Source organism: Thermostichus sp. MS-CIW-40 (assembly GCF_054058315.1).
Genome location: NZ_JBSSAC010000006.1, coordinates 1 through 15,998, shown reverse-complemented (window position 1 = coordinate 15,998; position 15,998 = coordinate 1). Strand labels below are relative to the sequence as shown.

The 15,998-nt window shown below is 57.5% G+C and carries 15 protein-coding genes and 1 tRNA gene; 8 read left to right on the top strand and 8 right to left on the bottom strand.

What is annotated here, in order from left to right:
- Positions 1-111 precede the first annotated feature (111 nt).
- Entirely contained in the window at positions 112-1,380 is a 1,269-nt protein-coding gene (locus ACVWXF_RS03330; RefSeq protein WP_457473626.1) for a class I SAM-dependent methyltransferase, read from the bottom strand.
- Between the two features lie 223 nt (positions 1,381-1,603).
- Here ACVWXF_RS03330 and ACVWXF_RS03325 point away from each other — a divergent pair, with 223 nt between their 5' ends.
- Complete coding sequence (locus tag ACVWXF_RS03325; protein WP_457473625.1) at positions 1,604-3,346, top strand: peptidase M8; 1,743 nt, start codon at positions 1,604-1,606, stop codon at positions 3,344-3,346.
- A gap of 141 nt (positions 3,347-3,487) precedes the next feature.
- On the opposite strand, the gene ACVWXF_RS03320 is transcribed toward ACVWXF_RS03325, so the two are convergent.
- The 7 genes from ACVWXF_RS03320 to ACVWXF_RS03290 form a co-directional block, all read right to left on the bottom strand.
- Complete coding sequence (locus tag ACVWXF_RS03320) at positions 3,488-5,218, bottom strand: hypothetical protein (protein WP_457473624.1); 1,731 nt, start codon at positions 5,216-5,218, stop codon at positions 3,488-3,490.
- 523 nt (positions 5,219-5,741) lie between these two features.
- The gene (locus ACVWXF_RS03315) at positions 5,742-6,377 is read right to left on the bottom strand and encodes a hypothetical protein (RefSeq protein WP_457473623.1); all 636 of its coding nucleotides are present in this window, start codon (positions 6,375-6,377) and stop codon (positions 5,742-5,744) included.
- A 138-nt stretch (positions 6,378-6,515) separates the two neighbouring features.
- Positions 6,516-7,121 (bottom strand): hypothetical protein, encoded by a 606-nt coding sequence (locus ACVWXF_RS03310; protein WP_457473622.1) that lies wholly within the window; start codon positions 7,119-7,121, stop codon positions 6,516-6,518.
- Positions 7,122-7,169: 48 nt separating this feature from the next.
- Positions 7,170-7,676: a pentapeptide repeat-containing protein gene (locus tag ACVWXF_RS03305; protein WP_011430277.1), complete on the bottom strand. Its 507-nt coding sequence runs from the start codon at positions 7,674-7,676 to the stop codon at positions 7,170-7,172.
- Positions 7,677-7,885: 209 nt separating this feature from the next.
- Positions 7,886-9,964, bottom strand: coding sequence for a hypothetical protein (locus ACVWXF_RS03300; RefSeq protein ID WP_457473621.1), 2,079 nt, complete (start codon positions 9,962-9,964; stop codon positions 7,886-7,888).
- A gap of 254 nt (positions 9,965-10,218) precedes the next feature.
- Positions 10,219-12,504, bottom strand: a complete 2,286-nt coding sequence (locus tag ACVWXF_RS03295) for a hypothetical protein (RefSeq protein WP_457473620.1) — start codon at positions 12,502-12,504, stop codon at positions 10,219-10,221.
- Positions 12,505-12,658: 154 nt separating this feature from the next.
- Complete coding sequence (locus tag ACVWXF_RS03290; protein WP_011430273.1) at positions 12,659-12,805, bottom strand: hypothetical protein; 147 nt, start codon at positions 12,803-12,805, stop codon at positions 12,659-12,661.
- 201 nt (positions 12,806-13,006) lie between these two features.
- Between ACVWXF_RS03290 and ACVWXF_RS03285 the strand changes: the two genes are divergently transcribed.
- The 7 genes from ACVWXF_RS03285 to ACVWXF_RS03255 all read left to right on the top strand — a co-directional run bounded on the left by ACVWXF_RS03285 (position 13,007) and on the right by ACVWXF_RS03255 (position 15,930).
- Positions 13,007-13,306 carry a ferredoxin gene (locus ACVWXF_RS03285; RefSeq protein WP_011433206.1) on the top strand — a complete coding sequence of 100 codons (300 nt, stop codon included), beginning with the start codon at positions 13,007-13,009 and terminating at the stop codon, positions 13,304-13,306.
- 177 nt (positions 13,307-13,483) lie between these two features.
- Positions 13,484-13,801, top strand: a complete 318-nt coding sequence (locus ACVWXF_RS03280) for a hypothetical protein (RefSeq protein WP_414342508.1) — start codon at positions 13,484-13,486, stop codon at positions 13,799-13,801.
- A 113-nt stretch (positions 13,802-13,914) separates the two neighbouring features.
- Positions 13,915-14,556, top strand: coding sequence for a Uma2 family endonuclease (locus ACVWXF_RS03275; RefSeq protein WP_457473619.1), 642 nt, complete (start codon positions 13,915-13,917; stop codon positions 14,554-14,556).
- Positions 14,547-14,619: transfer RNA gene (locus ACVWXF_RS03270), tRNA-Ala, on the top strand. The genes ACVWXF_RS03275 and ACVWXF_RS03270 overlap by 10 nt, the downstream gene beginning before the upstream one ends.
- Before the next feature lie 102 nt (positions 14,620-14,721).
- On the top strand, positions 14,722-15,060 hold the full coding sequence (locus ACVWXF_RS03265; RefSeq protein ID WP_457385998.1) for a hypothetical protein: 339 nt from the start codon (positions 14,722-14,724) through the stop codon (positions 15,058-15,060).
- A 106-nt stretch (positions 15,061-15,166) separates the two neighbouring features.
- The gene (locus tag ACVWXF_RS03260; RefSeq protein WP_457385996.1) at positions 15,167-15,547 is read left to right on the top strand and encodes a hypothetical protein; all 381 of its coding nucleotides are present in this window, start codon (positions 15,167-15,169) and stop codon (positions 15,545-15,547) included.
- Positions 15,548-15,654: 107 nt separating this feature from the next.
- A complete protein-coding gene (locus ACVWXF_RS03255) occupies positions 15,655-15,930 on the top strand; it encodes a hypothetical protein (RefSeq protein WP_011433211.1) in 276 nt (91 codons plus the stop codon).
- Positions 15,931-15,998 lie beyond the last annotated feature (68 nt).

Here is a 15,998-nt window from a genome sequence, read left to right as displayed (position 1 = left end):
GCCCTAAGGTTATCCGCTAAAGGCAGGTGGTATGCCTGCCCTTTTTTGCGTTGAACAAAGATTCCCCAGCGACTGCCTAGCAGAAGCAAGCTATAGCCGTAGGGGAGTATGTCAACGCAGCGGAGAATTCAGGAGGATGACCAGGCGTTCTTCCAAAAACTTCAGGTTGGCCAACACTTGACTAAACGCTTCTTCCTGCGTCCAGTCCATAATCTCCATGGTCTTGTGGACTAGAGATTGCACCGGCACCGGCAAGGGGCCGAAGACATCCACCAGCCAGCGCACCGAGAAAGGATCGATGGTAATGTTCCCCTCAGCTCCCGGCCAGCCGTTGATGTTGACAGGCCCGTTGTCCCGAATGGCGTTGAGAAAAGCCTGCTTGGCATCCAACTTCACCAGAAGGGGGTGGGCTTGTACGGTGCCGTTCCACCATTCGTCGTTCGTAAACGGCTCAGCCTTGGGAATGCCGGGGTGCCCGCACCAAAAGTCGATCAAGCGGGTCATGTTGGGGAAAATCAGCTCGATGAAGTGAAGCTTTTGCTCCTCGCTTAACTTATTGAGTTGCCGCATCGAGTAGGGCACCGGCTTGGTCAAGACCCTCTCCAACTTCCACTGCTGCCAATTCACCATGCTAATAAACTCGAGGCCGGCCTGCCTCAACATCTCAAACACCTGCGGCACCGTAAAGCCCTTGTCGCTGCGCAGCAGGAAGTTGGCCAGGATCCCCGCTGTGGTTTTGATGGCATCGCCGTTCCAGTGGCTCTTCACAAAGCTGGCGTCGGTGAGCGCTTCCATCACCTCTCGTAGCAGGGGCACCGCTTTGGCTGCCGGCTCGTCCATCACCCCCAGCAGCTCCATCGCATCCTGCATGTTGAAGATAAACTGCCGCTGATAAAGGCTATGAACATTGGTGCGGATGATCCCATCGGGCTTGAGCACCTGCCGCATGCCTTTCAAACCGGCAACCGGGTCGTCCAGTAGGTAGAGAACGTCGTTGCAGGCAATAAAATCAAACTCCTCCCCCAGCGCCGTCATGTCGGTAATGTCCATAACATGAAAGCGGGCGTTTTCAATCTTATGGAACTTAAAGCGCTGCTCTGCCATCTTGATGGACTCCGGCGAAATATCCACACCCACATAGCGAGCGCCGGGGTTGGCCGTTGCCAAAACCAAAGTTTCCCAACCGGAGCCACAGCCGGCATTGAGCATCACCTTGCCTTCCGGCAATACCACCTTGCGATCCCGCAGGTACCTGGCCGTCGTAAGGCTGTTGGCAAACAAGGCAAGGTTGTCGGTAACCGTCTGCTCAATCGGCACATTCGGGTAGGGAAACTCGTCAAACTGCGCCTGTACGGGGTTGGACACAACTTTCTCTGCCATGGCAGTCTTCCTGTTTTTGGGTATCCCAACACTCTTAGCACGCACCCTATCGTACTGCATAGCCAGCAACCTATCGGCTTCTCCGGCGTTCCTCTAGCTTAAGGAGAGTATGGAAAAGTTAATGTTCAAATGACCTTGAAGCTGATAGAATTGCTACCGCCCTGATGTTTGCTTGCTGTCCTCATCGAGGCAAAAGGTTATTTCCTGGCAAGGGGCTGTTCCTATGGGCTCACGCAGGCGCCTGTCTCGGCTAGCGGTGACTTTTCTCTTCGGGATCCTGCCGGCCTGCGGCCTGGTCGGTGGGCCTAGCCTAATCAGTCGGCCAGAGACCCCTTCCTCCACTCCAGGAGTTGCTGCTTACTACGACGGCAACCCGCAATCGGTAACCATCCGCGATGCCGCCATTGCCTTTGCCATAGCCAACGGGATTACCCAGCCCAGCCAGATTGTCAGCTTTGTCAACAACGTCTTGAGGCTACAGCCCCCCCTCACCCTAGCTGAGGTGACCACCGCCAACCCCAACCCTGTGGCCATTTCTGACTTTGATGGGGACGGCACACCAGGCACCGTGCGGGATGCCGCCATTTTGTTTGCCATTGCCACCTTGCAGAGCCGCGATGCCAACCGCATCAACACCTTTGTCAACACCGTTTTGCGGCTGCAACCTCCCCTCAACCTGACGCCTGAACAAGCGGCCAGATTGCCAGGGCCGGGATTTGTTCCGCCCACAGGGCTTCCAACCGCCTCGCCTTCGCCGTCACCACCTGGGATCCCCACCCTGGGGGTGCCGCAGGCGGTTACAGGGCGCTTGACCACCAGTAGCCCTCGGGATCCCCGTCGTCCTACTCACTTCATTCAGGATTTCCTGCTCAGCGCGCCTGCGGGGCAAACGGTGCGGATCCAGCTTTCCAGTATCGACTTCGATACTTACCTTTTCATCGTTAACCAGGCTACCGGGGAGGTGATTGCCGAAAACGACGACTTTGGGGGGAGTACGAATTCCCAGCTCGACTTGGTTGTGCAAGCTGGAATCAACTACTTGGTGCGGGTTAGCAGTTACGACCCTGGTGCTACGGGTGCTTTCCAGCTTAGGACTGCTCTGGTTGCCCCGGCACCCACTCCTTCTCCCACGGCTTCGCCCACTCCCTCTGCTGGCGGCTTCAACATCGAGATTGAATTCATCGACAACAGCCTCAGCCCTTCCCAGCGCAACATCGTTCTGCAAGCGGCCCGGCGCTGGGAGCAGATCATCACCGGGGATCTGCCTGATGTAACCGTAACTCTGGAGGCTGGCTTCTGCGGAGCTGGCTTCCCCCCGACTCCCCTGGTCAATCGTCCTGTGGATGATCTCTTGGTTCAAGTAACCGGCGCCCGGCTCCTCTCCAGCCCCCCTGAGAGTGATGGTCCGGGTAGGGTTGTGGGTCAAGCGGGCCCCTGTGGCCCCCTTCGGCCCGGGATCCGCATCATCCCTTATGCCAGGATAGGGATCGACCCGGCAGATCTGGGTCGCTTAGAGGATCGGGGATCCCTCTTTGACGTTGTCCTGCACGAGCTGGGCCATGCTCTGGGGTTCGGCACCGTCCCCAACTGGCGTCCTCTTCTCCTCAACAGCGGCACCACCAACCCGCGTTTTGCCGGCCGTCAGGCCACTGCTGAGTACAACAGCCTGGGCGGATCTGGGAATGTGCCGGTGGAGGTTGAGCCACCTCCCGAAGGTCACTGGCGGCGAACCCTAGGGTTGGAGCTGATGACGCCGGTGCTGCCACCGCCACCTGCACGCCCTGTTCTCAGCCGCATCACCGCTGCGGCCATGCAGGACTTGGGGTTCACGGGCGTCAATTTGTCTGCTGCGGATCCCTATACCCTGCCTCCAGAAGGGCGCCGCCTGCCCCCAGGGGAGGGGCTCTTCCTTGGCAACGACGCTGTTTTTGGCCCAATTGGGGGCGAGATCCATCCTCTTCCCTGATAGCCTTCCAGACTTGGCGTGGTGGCCCTCCGCTACCCCAACTCGTCCTTGGCAAAATGCCCAGGGATAGCCCGACCCGTTGTGGAGCTGCAACAAAAAAAGGCCCCGCCAGGGGCCTGCCAGAGAAAGGGCTGGAAAAGGTTAGGAGGGGCAAGAGCAGGAGGAAATTACAAACCTGTTGTCCGGGGAGGACGTGGAGAAGTTGTTGAACGTGTTGACCGGAGGAAGGGGAGTAGGATTCACATTTCCAAATTGTTTACAGATAGCGATGCTTTTGTTTCCCGAAGAAGAATTGGTAAAGGTGTTGCCTTGCACTGTTACGTTAATACTACTACCAACGCAAACGCCAATTTGACCTGGAGTTGCCTCTTTTACCTTAATCTCGGAGTTTATCACTTTTCTTGCAGGGCCTGAACTACCTTTTAGGAGGATAGCAACGTTGGGATCACCTGTAGCAGGTGAGATCGCGCTCAAGTTGACCTCTGTGTTCGGGCCTTCAATCTCTACAGATCCGACAGTTGAATCCTCCAAAATGCCCACGACACCCTCGTTCCCCGGTGCTGGCCCAGTAGCCACAACCGAGCTGCCATTGATTACTTTGAGGATTGTGTTAGTCCCCACGTGGCGGATCCCAGCAGTGAAGTTTTGGTTGCCTTTAATCAAAACATCCACATTGTCGAGGGTGACGGTGGCGGGAGTGGTAGAAGAAGCAGTTACTTCGATACATCTGTCGCCAGACCCTACGCCAGCAGTACCAGCACTGCCAAGACCTTTACAATCAATGAGCATGTCTTTCAGGGGCGTTCCCGCAGCAGCGAGCGTGATGGCGGCGGCTTTTGTACCAGTACCACCGGGATCCCCGCTCTCAATCTTGAACCCTTGAAGCCTGTAGCCTTTGTTGAGAGTTAAAAGCTTAGTGTTCAGATTGAGTGTGAAATTAACGCCGCTGTCAGGAAGCACCGTGACGGATCCAGCTGTCAAAGTCAGACTATTGATGTTGGTGCCACTAACATTCTCCGTTCCGTCGTCAATGATCCTTACAATCACATTTGTCCCGCCGCCAAGACTGGCTGCGGTCTGAACTGCAGTGGATTCCAGCACCTTCCTCACAGTTTTGAACGGCTGGAGAGGTGAGGTACCTAGGTAAAGAGTATCATTGCCTGCGGTTGGATGCACATAGAACTGAGCAGGTGTCGGTGTTGGCGTGGGTGTCGGTGTCGGTGTTGGCGTGGGGGTGGGTGTTGGCGTGGGGGTGGGTGTTGGCGTGGGTGTCGGTGTCGGTGTCGGCGTCGGTGTCGGAGTCGGGGTCGGCGTGGGTGTCGGCGTGGGCTCGCTGAAGAAGGTATCTAAGTTCGGCTGCGTGATGCTGACACCGCTGAGCTTCAGGGTGGTGGCAAGGAAGGAATTGATCTTACTGGCCGTCGGCGGAAGACCTGTTGAAATTGCCGCAAACAAAACCGCCGCATCCTTGCAGTCCACCACCCCGTCGGCAGTAAAGTCGGAAACAGAGGGCTTGAGCGGATCGCCCAACCCCGTCACGTCGGCAGCCGTAATCGGCCCCACCTTGAGCGTGTTATTGACAAAGTTAACAATCTTCCCGGAGTCGTTGGTGTTGAGGGTGCAGGCGGCAAAAAGGACTGCCGCATCCTTGATGGTGACTGAGGTCTTTACCCCGTCGTAGTAGAAAGCAATGCTCTCAGAGCCCTGCACTGCTGTTTCTGGCGCCTGAGCTGAAATTGTCGGGGGAACCTGAGTAACAGCCGGAGGATCCGAAGTAAGGGAACAAGCAGCCACTCCTCCTACGAGGGAGGAAGCCAAAATCAAGGGAGCTATCGGGTGACGAAAGCGGGATTTTGAGTTGCGGAAAGCCATGGCAGATCTCCTTCAAAAACTTGCTAGGGTCAACGTCTTTAGCAAGAGCTGCCCAGCTCACCCCAGGGAAACTCAAAGGCAAACCTTGAGTCTAGTCTCAAGTATACCCACAAAGGGCGCTCAAAAAAGCACAGCGACGGTGCCTTTCCCAAAGCTGAAGAAGAAGACAACCGGTTGCCATCTAGCACCTGATACATTCACGCTGAACTCTCCTGAACATGGTTCAGGAAAGAAGCGATCGCATCCTGCCTATCTCTGTTCGCGTCAGCGGGACGGAGTCCAAACAGGAAGGCGGTATCCCGCAAAGCCCTGAGGAATACCCCCCGAGCGCTTTCCCCCCTCACTTCCCGGCAACCGTTGCGGTGGACTCAAGGATCAGGGGGAAACTTGGTCTACTATATCCCTCTCAATGACTTTTGCCAAACCGCCTAAAGCTCAGTAAATTCAGCAAAGTTCAGGGTTTTGGGGGTTAGAGTCATGCTCCTGAATGGAAACCGATTGCCCTTCTAGGGCCAGCCCCAAGCTAGTTCACTGAGATGCCCGGCCCGAAGTTGAAGTAGGTGGTGCTGCCAGGGTTGGTGGTGTTGTCAAAAGTGCTAAGGGTGGTGGTTCCTATCGTAAGAGGCGATGGCGAAGGAATGGCAGGGGTAATGCGAATCTGGCCGCCAAAGGGGATGGTAAAGGAAGTGGGGAAGGTGGCCACATTCCCAGACACTGAGGTGGAGGTGGCGATCACCGTGCCATCTGCTTGTCGAATGGTTACTGTGGCCCCTGCGGGCAAGCCCGGGATCGTAATCTGCGGGCCGGCAGGAGTCGGTGTTGGCGTGGGTGTCGGTGTTGGCGTGGGTGTTGGAGTTGGAGTGGGCGTGGGTGTCGGTGTTGGCGTGGGAGTGGGTGTGGGTGTTGCAGTGGGTGTGGGTGTTGGTGTCGGGGTGGGCGTCGGGGTCGGAGTTGGCGTGGGGGTGGGTGTTGGAGTTGGTGTAGGGGTTGGAGTGGGCACAGGTGTTGGTGTGGGGGTCGGAGTTGGCGTGGGCGTGGCAACCGTGAGAGGACCCCTTGAGGAAGAGCCGCAGGCAGCCATCAGCCCGGCCAGAGCGGCGGCCAACACTGAGGAAACAAGGGAAACACGCCAACTGGTTGGGAAGTTGCGGTCAGACATTCTCAAATCTCCAGCGAAGGATCAGCAAGAATTGGGGTAGCGGTTGCAGTCTTGGTTCGGCGCCGGCCAGCTCAGGGGAACTAACGGGTATTATTCCCCAACCCTGGCCGAGAAGGAAGGGGATCCACGGCTCTGGGCCTAGTCTTGGCTCATAAGGTAGGTAATGGCGCGGTTTTGCTGCTCAACCACCTGGCGCAGCTCGGCAATGCTGGCCCGCAGCTCAGCGATGGACTCCCTAGTTTGGGCAATGGCTGCAAAAACTTGCCCAATGGCCTCTGTGTTTTGGGCGGTGGCTGCAAAAAGACGCTCGATGGCCTCTGTGTTCTGGACAGTAACTGTGGAAACACGCCCAATGGCCTCTGCGTTCTGACCAATGGCTGCAAAAACTTGCCCAATGGCTTCTGTGTTCTGGGCGGTGGCTGCAAAAAGACGCTCAATGGCCTCTGTGTTCTGGACAGTAACTGTGGAAACACGCCCAATGGCCTCTGCGTTCTGGGCGGTGGCTGCAAAAAGACGCTCGATGGCTTCTGTGTTCTGGACAGTAACTGTGGAAACACGCCCAATGGCCTCTGCGTTCTGACCAATGGCTGCAAAGGCTTGCCCAATGGCCTCTGTGTTCTGGGCGGTGGCTGCAAAAAGACGCTCGATGGCTTCTGTATTCCGGGCAGTGGCCTGGGCATTGGCCAGGGTCTGCTGGGCCAGGACTTCCAAGATGGCCTCCACCCGCTCCAACCGCTCCGACATGGGGTTCCCTACACCGGCTTAGGATCCCATTCTAGCCGGATCCCTGGCCTACCAGCGGCAGGGGCCGCGCTCCCCATCGGGGCAGATGGTCTCCCCGTCCGTCAGCGCCCCCTCCAGCTTGGCCCCTTTGAGAATTGCCCCCCTGAGGTTGGCCCGCCGCAGATCCGCCTCCTGCAAATTGGCCCCTGTCAAGTCGGCCTCAGCCAGGCTGGAGTCGGGAAACCTGGCTTTCTGCAAGTTGGCCCGCCGCAACTTGGCCCCGTTGAAAGCGGTGTTTTCCACATAGGCCCCCGCCAAATTGGCCCCCGACAGATCCGCCTGCAGGAAGACTCCCCCCTGCACCAGCGCCTCGCCCAGATCAGCGCCGGCCAGCTTGGCGTTAGCGAGCACCACCCCAATCAACTGGCAGCCGGAGAGATTCTTGCCCTTGGCCGCCAATACCTCCTCCGCCGTTACCTGGCGGGCATTGACACATAGAGAAGGGCCCCGCGCCCTGCCGGAACAGGCTGCCAGCGCCAGTCCTACCCCCAACAGCCAGACAATCCTTTTGGCCATACTCACCTTTTCCTGCAAGCTGGTGCTAGCCTACCACAATTCCTCTCCCGCCGTTGCAGCCCGACTTCCCGGAAAGGGGCAAGGGGTGGTTGTGTCGGCAATGCAGAGCACCGGGGCCTACAAAAAAGCCCCCCTGGGGGGCAGGGGGGGAAACAGCTTCCAGCGCCAGTTACGGAAGAACTTTTGCTGTAAAGGTTCCCAAAAAGTTGTTATTGAACTTCGTTTGTAAAGGTTCCCGAAAAGTTGTTCTTGAGAAGAGCATTAGAGGAGAGGTTAACGTTACCGCTAACTCCAGTTCCGGCACCGGAGCCAATAAAGGTGTTACCTTCAACAGTGGATGGGCTCGCCGAAGGTTTGACGTCGATACCTTTGGCACCCGTGTCATTACTCACATTGATGGTGGAGCCGGTAACAAAGGATCCGGGAGCCCTGAGAACGATACCTGTACTGGGTTGCGCGTGCCCGCCCTTAGTCATATCCACCGTCAAGCCCGTAACAGTCAGAACCCCCTTGGAATCGATCAAAGTGACAGCGCCGGCGGCATTACCGGTAGTCTGAACTCTGCCACCGATAATGGTGAGGTTGATATTGGTATCATTATTCAGAATGCCAATGCTACCCGCAAAATTCGCCATATCAACCCTCACATCCTTAAGGATATGGGAGCCAGCTCCCTTAACCTCCACGCATGTAGTGGCTGCCCCCCCAGCACACGTGACATCCACACTGGCTAGCCCAGCCGTTGGATGATTGATTGTTACTGCCGTTCCACCACCACCGAGGTTGGAGTCAATTTGGATATCCTGCAGCTTGTAGCCCCTGTTCAGGGTCAGTGTTTTACCATTAGCCGCCAGATCCAACTTAAACGTCTTCGGGAATGGAGCTTGCAGCACCGTTACCGAGCCGGCCAACAAAGTCGGTGTGATAATGTTAACATTAGGCTGCTCATTATTGACTCCACCCAAAATAGTAACCACCACGTCATTGCCCGCGCTGGCCACCGCCGCCACTTGCGAACCTGAAGGTTGGCTACTGTTCAAAGCGCTCGCAACCGTCTGCCAAGGCTTGGCCGCTGTGCCCGTGCCCGGGAAGCCGTCGTTCCCATTCACAGGATCGATGAAGAAAATCGGATTCTTCGAGGCGGGGGTAATGGTTACCGGCAGCTTGAACTGACCCAACGGCCCCGCCTTCAAGAGAACCGATTGCGCTCCTGGAACGGCCCCCGGTCCAGGGCTCACAAAAACCGTCTGGTTGATGTTGAAGTTGCCCGGCGTAAAGAGCAGGGAAGCCGAAGTGGTGGTCAGGTCAGGCGTAGAAGTCGTCACCGTTACCGTCACCGGCGCTGTCGGGGCGTTGGCCAGCTTGACCGTAAACGACTCTGCCCCATTGGCAGGAATTTCCAGGCTGGCAGGATCCACCACAAGGTTGGTCGATTGGTCAACCGTAACATTGACCACTCCATCCGCATAGCCCGGAGCAGAGAACTTGACGGTGCCAGTCGTGCCTGGGGTCGCCGTGCTCTCCACCGTCACCGTGCCGCTGAAAACAGTGGGAGTAAAAGCCAGGGTCGTTGGGGTAGCTGTAATGCCGCTAGAAGGCGTCACCGTTACCGTCACCTTCTCTGGTGGCGCACTGGACAACGACACCGTCACGCTTTGGCTGGAGCCGCTCGGCAGCTTCAAATCGTCAGGGGTGACCAGGACTGTTTTGATCGTCGGCGTGGGCGTCGGCGTGGGCGTCGGGGTCGGTGTTGGTTGAGTCTTGAAGAAGGTATCCAACTGAGTTTGAGTAACGCTTACCCCCGGAATCTTCAGGGTGCCGGATACAAAAGCGTTGACCTTGGCCGCGTCTACACCCACAGTGGACACGGCAAACAAAATGGCGGCATCCTCGCAGTTGACAACTCCGTTGCCGTTGAAGTCGGAGATGGCCGGCTTGAGAGGGTCACCTAGCCCGGTGACATCGCTGGCCGTAATCGGCCCTGCTTTAAGAGTGTTGTTGACAAAACCTACGATCTTGGTTGTGTCGCTAGTATTGAGGCTGCAGGCGGCAAAAAGCACTGCCGCATCTTTGATGGTGACCGAGGTTTTCACCCCGTCGTAGTAGAAGGAGAGGCCCTCGGCAACGGGAGCAGCGGTTTCGGGAACTTGAGCCGAGATGGTGGAAGGAACCTGCGTAACGGTAGGCGTGTCGGCAGAGCAGGCCGCTACCACCCCGGTTAGAGAAGAAGCCAGCGCCAAGGAGGCCAGCGTGGAACGCAAGCTGTGCTTGAGGTTGCGGTTAGACATCATCAATCTCCAAGAAGAAAGGCTCTACAACTGGTTGAAGCCTTGGCAAGCGCAGCTCAACTCACTACAGGGAAACCCACAAAGGCCTAGCTGCTAGTAGTATACCCATGCAGAAGCCAAAAAGTACAACAGGGAAACCAATCGAACGAAGAGATGCGCAAGCCAAGCGAGATGGAAAAAGCGACCTGCCACCACCAAGCAACTTTTCAGTCAGCCCAATAGAAGCAGGCCGCTGTCGCAAAGCTAGCCAAAGGCTAGTTCACCGGAATGGCAGGCCCGAAGTTGAAGTAGGTGGTGCTGCCGGGGTTGGTGGTGTTGTCAAAGGTGTTGATGGTAGTACCCCCGACCATGATGGCCGATGGCGAAGGAATGGCGGGAGTTACCTGAATCTGGCCACCAAAGGGGATGGTGAATGGGCCTGGGAAGATAGCCTCGTCTTCAGACACGGAGGTGGAAGTGGTGATGACCGGATCACCGCCTGGCCCCGTCACCGTCACCACCGCGTTGGCAGGCAGGCCTGGGATCCTGATCCTCACACCGGCAGGCTGAGGCGTAGGCGTAGGCGTGGGAGTAGGCGTTGCCGGTGGCGCGCCTCCAGGCTGGAACTGCAGACTGGCCCCTGGGCCGAAGCCCACTGCCGCGCAGAGGGCATCCGACACCTCGCCAAAGACAGTAGAGGCGAAAGGATCTAGTTGCAGCGGCTGCGGGCTATCCACGAAGTTCAGAAGGTTGCCCGGGGCTCCCGCCAAGCTTTCTTGGCGACCGCACACGGCAAAGCCAGGAATGGGCGTGGGCGTGATGGTGTTGTTGAAGAAAGCCTTGAGAATGGTGCCTTCTCCGCCCAGCTCCTCCGCCGCGGTTGGCGTGAGGTCAACGCCGGGACGAGCGTAGACGGCCAGAGTGCCCTGCGGCGGCAGGCGGAAGATGTTGCCCCTCACCGAAGCCGTGGCAAAAGGAGCCAGAGTTCCCGGTGCCTGAGTCTGCTGATCCACAATGGCCGCAATGAAGACCGGGCTGTCAATCGCAGGCTCAAAGAGGTTCTCGCGAATGGTTACCGCGTTGGGCTCAGCCGACACCACATGTACGCCAGCAACGGTGAAGCCGCGCAGCAGGTTGTTGTAAACCTCCGCCTGCGAGAAGTCGCAGACTTGCACAGAGACGTAGGGACCCACCTGCGTAGGAGGCCGCGTGAAATCGTTGAAGGAGACTTTTACGTTGCGGGTGGTGAGGTTGGCTAGGTCACACTCGCCAATGGCTACTTGGTAAGGTGCAGCCGGCCCAATAGCGTCCGGATCTGGGGAAATGCCAGTAATCCGGAAGCCGTTGCCCTCCGTTCCGCCCAACGTGGCATCAGCGGCCAGGATCTTGACTGACTGCACTCTGCTCGTGCCATCAACGGAGTTCAAGGTCAAGCCAGGCCTGTCGGCAGGCAGAACAATCTCGCCCTCATCCTCAAAGGATCCAGGACCAGCCGTTACTGTCTGGTTAGGACCTGCTGCCTCAGCAATGGCGCGGGTAATGGAGAGGTAAATGTTGCTGGTGTTGCTGTTAAACGCCAAGCTCGTGCCTCTAGCAACGATGTTACGGCGCTCCACGGCATTGAGGCCGCTGCCTCGCTCGTCGCGAATGGCGTAGACGTTAGCTGTTGGGGTTATGGAATCAATGATGTTGTCATCAACGGCCACCAAGCTCAGCCCTGTAACGGCACGCTCAATGAAAATAGCCGCCGAGCCCGCACCCACATCCTGCGGCACCACGTTAATCAACTGAGTTTGCACGCCATCGGGAGCTGCGGCGTAGCCCAAGAAGATGTTGTTGGCCTCCACCCGCAGGTTGATGCCTGCGTTGTCGCCGGCAATGCGAATACCCGCTGAGTCAGCTGCGCCAGCCACAAAGAGGTTGGAGCGGGTTACTGTCAGGTTCTTAGAGGTGGCGCCAGCAGCAGCTGAGCCAAAGCTAATGGCTACCCCACGGGAAGCTGGAGTGGTTACTGTGGGGAAGAGAACGATGTCAACGCCCGTAATAGTAACTTCTGTGGCCCCCTCAGCGTTAATGCCGTACTCAATCGGTGCCAGGGAGCGGGTGTTGAGAATGCTGAAGTTCTCCAGAACAACGCCACTGGCATTGCTAGTGACCTGAACAGGAGCGCCGCTATCTGCACCCACCACAATAGCATCGCTCACCAAGCCAGTGGCACCGCGCACCCTAACGTTGCTGCGGTCGATCACGATGTTCTGGCGATAGACGCCTGGCTCCAGGACAATCGTGAGAGGCTGGGTGGGATCAGAAGTGGCGATAATCCGGTTAATGTCGGTTTCGGGCGTAACTCTAACTGTTCCTGCTGGCGGGGTTGGCGTGGGAGTCGGCGTAGGAGTTGGTGCTGGGGGAGGCGGGGGCGGCGGTGGCGGAGGCACCGGCACAGTTGGGCTAGTACTGCTTTCACCGCAGCCCGTTAGAATCACGGGCAAGAGCACCACGGCAGACGCCAAGGTCAGAGAACCAAGTGACTTCAGCAGCCACCTCTGCATTGTTCCGTTCATTTTTCTCCTCTTAACCAAAAAAGTAGGGTTCGGCTGAACACTTCCCTTACCTTACCCGATCACCTGACCTGAAGCAACTCAAGGCCTCAGGCTCGACGGTCGGGTGGGAGACGCATACACGCCTGTTCGGCGCTTGCTCTAGCTACTCCGTAAATCATACCGTCAGATCTGCCCAACTTGGCAAGTCTTGCCATTTTTTTTCCAGGTGCAACCCAGGAGCTACAGGGATCCCTGCCAAGTCCAAGTTGAACAGAGAGGATTGCGGAAGAATGACCGGTGGGATCTGCGGCAGTTCTGCCATCGGAGCCGAGGTTCACCCTTCATGCAGACGCTGCGGGCTAACAGCCCTCTTGAGCAGCCAGAACCCTTACCCGGCAAGCTTTCCCGGATCCACCTGCAAAAAACCGGAAGATTTGCCTATTTCCTCACAAAAGGGTGCTTGATCTGGGGCAGAAGGGTGGCAGGATGAGGAGTGGATGTTTTTTCTGGAGACCCAACCAGGATGGCTACCTATAAGGTCACTCTGATCAACGAGGAGCAAGGCTTAAACGTCACCATCGATGTGCCGGATGACGAGTACATTTTGGACGTGGCGGAAGAGCAAGGGATCGAGCTGCCCTATTCCTGCCGCGCCGGTGCCTGTTCGACCTGTGCCGGCAAGCTGGTGAGCGGCACGGTGGATCAAAGCGATCAGTCCTTCCTGGATGATGATCAGATCGAGCAGGGCTATGTGCTGACCTGTGTGGCTTACCCTACTTCCGACTGCACCATCATCACCCACCAAGAAGAAGCCCTTTACTGATCGAGCTTGAATTTCCGTCCTCACCCCCGGCCCCTCTTTATTAAAGAGAGAGGGGTTTTTGTTTTGGGTGGCCCAAGCGCTCCGCGCCGCTGACACAGCCACCCCCAGCCCCTCTCCCAGGGCAAGAGGGGAGATTCAGGGTGGTAGGATTTCCTTATTCTGCAACACCCGACAACCATGACGCCTGAGCAAGAGCAGTGGCTGATTCAAGCCATCCAAGAGTTACAAGCCTCCCAAAGAGAATTGCAGGCTGCCCAGCAGGAGCTGCGCCTTGTCCAACAAAACCAGCAGCTCCTCATTCAAGAGCTGCGGGAGGGACAGGCAATGCTGGCGCAGTTCTTTCGCGAGTCAATGGATCGGTTTGACGAGCGCACCCGGGCTATTGAACGGCGCACGGAAGCTCTGGAACGGCGCACCGACCAAATGGCGGAGGAGATGAGAGAGATGCGGCAAGAGATTCGGGATCTGCGCCGCGATTTTCTGGAACGGCGTTAGCTTCCATCCAACCGTGGCCCAAGCGCTCACAGCCCCGCTCCCAGGGGAAGAGAGGGGTTGTGTGAGATACAGGGCTAGCATGGCAACAGAGAAACTTTTGGCCGAGACGGTGTATGGCTTGGGCAAGGGGATCCGTTTCTGCACCCTCAACAGCTCGCCTGAGGTTGGCCGAATACCTTGTTTATTCGGATGGCGGGGATACCCGCTATGAGCTGGTGGCGGGAGAGTTGGTTCCCATGGCCCTTCCAACCGGACGGCATGTGCAAATTCAAAAGTTTCTCAGCCAAGTCTTTGAGGCAGAGATTGCACGGCAGCAGTTGCCCTGGACAACGATACAGGGAGGCTTGGGGATCCAGTCGCCGCGGGGCAGCCACCGGTGGGATACGGTGCGGATTCCCGATGGGGTGGTGCTGCCTTTGGAGCAATGGCAGGAGATGGGATCCAGAGAGGCGTTGATTCGCCCGGAGGATCCGCCGCCGCTGCTGGTGGTGGAGGTGGTGAGTGAGTCGAGCCGGGCAGCAGACTACCGGGCCAAGCGGGCAGAGTACTGCGTTTTGGGGATCGGCGAGTATTGGGTTGTGGATCCCTTGGAGGAGAAGGTGAGCCTGCTGCTGCTTCATGAAGGCTGGTACGATGTGCTGGAGCTGCAAGGATCCGAGCGGCTGCCCTCGAAGGTTTTTGTGGGGCTGGAGTTGCAGGCGGGGGAGATCTTGGCTGCGGATTCGGGTTATTCTGGTAAAGCTACGGGGAGTTAGCTCAGTTGGTAGAGCGCTGCGATCGCACCGCAGAGGTCAGGGATTCGAGTTCCCTACTCTCCATTGAGGTTTTGGATTTGGATCCCTTGCCCCCGATCCCTCTCCCAGGAGGAGAGAAGAGTTAGTGGTGGTAGGATTTCCTTATTCTGTAGTGTTTCAGTAACCATGACGCCCGAGCAAGAACAGTGGCTGATTCAAGCCATCCAAGAGTTGCAAGCCTCCCAAAGAGAGCTGCAAGCCTCCCAAAAAGAATTGCAAGCTGCCCAGCAGGAGCTGCGTCTTGTCCAGCAAAACCAGCAGGTTTTGATTCAAGAGCTGCGGGAGGGACAGGCGATGCTGGCGCAGTTCTTTCGCGAGTCAATGGATCGGTTTGACGAGCGTACTCGGGCCATCGAACGCCGCACAGAAGCACTGGAACGGCGCACCGACCAGATGGCGGCAGAGATGCGGGAGATGCGGCAAGAGATTCGGGATCTGCGCCGCGATTTTTTGGAACGACGCTAGCCCAAACGCTCCGCGCCGCTGACGCGACTCCCCCCAGCTTCTCTTCTAAGGGGAGGGGGGAGATGTAGGGTGCTAGGATTTTTTTATTCTGTACCGCCCGCCAGCTATGACACCTGAGCAAGAGGAGTGGCTGATTCGCGCCATCCAGGAGCTACAAGCTTCCCAAAAAGAACTGCAAGCTTCCCAAAGAGAGTTGCAAGCTTCCCAAAGAGAACTGCAAGCTGCCCAGCAGGAGCTGCGTCTTGTCCAACAAAACCAGCAGCTTCTCATTCAAGAGCTGCGCGAAGGGCAGGCGATGCTGGCGCAGTTTTTCCGCGAGTCGATGGCTCGCTTTGACGAGCGCACCCGAGCCATTGAACGGCGCACGGAAGCTGTGGAGCGCCGCACCGAAGCTTTGGAACGGCGCACTGACGAGATGGCCCAAGAGATGCGGGAGATGCGGCAAGAGATTCGGGATCTACGCCGCGACTTTTTGGAACGGCGGTAGCTTGGGCCCAAGCGCTCTGCGTTGCTAGTGTAACCATCCCCGGATCCTTCTCCCAGGAGGAGATTTAGGGTGGTAGGATTTCCTTGTTCTGTAGCGCCTTGGTAACCATGACACCTGAGCAAGAGCAGTGGCTGATTCGGGCCGTCCAGGAGTTGCAAGCTGCCCAGCAAAACCAGCAGGTTTTGATTCAAGAGCTGCGGGAAGGGCAGGCGATGCTGGCACAGTTTTTCCGGGAGGCACTGGATCGCTTTGACGAGCGCACCCGAGCCATTGAACGGCGCACGGAAGCCCTGGAACGGCGCACCGACGAGATGGCCCAAGAGATGCGGGAGATGCGGCAGGAGATTCGGGATCTGCGCCGCGACTTTTTGGAACGGCGGTAGCTTGGGCCCAAGCGCTCTGCGTTGCTAGTGTAACCATCCCCGGATCCTTCTCCCAGGAGGAGATTTAG

What these genes read in the sequence shown, in the direction of transcription:
- ACVWXF_RS03320 (WP_457473624.1), bottom strand. Translation starts at nt 5,218, where the DNA reads ATGGCTTTCCGCAACTCAAAATCCCGCTTTCGTCACCCGATAGCTCCC.
- ACVWXF_RS03260 (WP_457385996.1), top strand. Translation starts at nt 15,167, where the DNA reads ATGACACCTGAGCAAGAGGAGTGGCTGATTCGCGCCATCCAGGAGCTA.
- ACVWXF_RS03280 (WP_414342508.1), top strand. Translation starts at nt 13,484, where the DNA reads ATGACGCCTGAGCAAGAGCAGTGGCTGATTCAAGCCATCCAAGAGTTA.
- ACVWXF_RS03275 (WP_457473619.1), top strand. Translation starts at nt 13,915, where the DNA reads ATGGCTTGGGCAAGGGGATCCGTTTCTGCACCCTCAACAGCTCGCCTG.
- ACVWXF_RS03330 (WP_457473626.1), bottom strand. Translation starts at nt 1,380, where the DNA reads ATGGCAGAGAAAGTTGTGTCCAACCCCGTACAGGCGCAGTTTGACGAG.
- ACVWXF_RS03295 (WP_457473620.1), bottom strand. Translation starts at nt 12,504, where the DNA reads ATGAACGGAACAATGCAGAGGTGGCTGCTGAAGTCACTTGGTTCTCTG.
- ACVWXF_RS03285 (WP_011433206.1), top strand. Translation starts at nt 13,007, where the DNA reads ATGGCTACCTATAAGGTCACTCTGATCAACGAGGAGCAAGGCTTAAAC.
- ACVWXF_RS03255 (WP_011433211.1), top strand. Translation starts at nt 15,655, where the DNA reads ATGACACCTGAGCAAGAGCAGTGGCTGATTCGGGCCGTCCAGGAGTTG.
- ACVWXF_RS03290 (WP_011430273.1), bottom strand. Translation starts at nt 12,805, where the DNA reads ATGGCAGAACTGCCGCAGATCCCACCGGTCATTCTTCCGCAATCCTCT.
- ACVWXF_RS03300 (WP_457473621.1), bottom strand. Translation starts at nt 9,964, where the DNA reads ATGTCTAACCGCAACCTCAAGCACAGCTTGCGTTCCACGCTGGCCTCC.
- ACVWXF_RS03265 (WP_457385998.1), top strand. Translation starts at nt 14,722, where the DNA reads ATGACGCCCGAGCAAGAACAGTGGCTGATTCAAGCCATCCAAGAGTTG.
- ACVWXF_RS03325 (WP_457473625.1), top strand. Translation starts at nt 1,604, where the DNA reads ATGGGCTCACGCAGGCGCCTGTCTCGGCTAGCGGTGACTTTTCTCTTC.
- ACVWXF_RS03310 (WP_457473622.1), bottom strand. Translation starts at nt 7,121, where the DNA reads ATGTCGGAGCGGTTGGAGCGGGTGGAGGCCATCTTGGAAGTCCTGGCC.
- ACVWXF_RS03315 (WP_457473623.1), bottom strand. Translation starts at nt 6,377, where the DNA reads ATGTCTGACCGCAACTTCCCAACCAGTTGGCGTGTTTCCCTTGTTTCC.
- ACVWXF_RS03305 (WP_011430277.1), bottom strand. Translation starts at nt 7,676, where the DNA reads ATGGCCAAAAGGATTGTCTGGCTGTTGGGGGTAGGACTGGCGCTGGCA.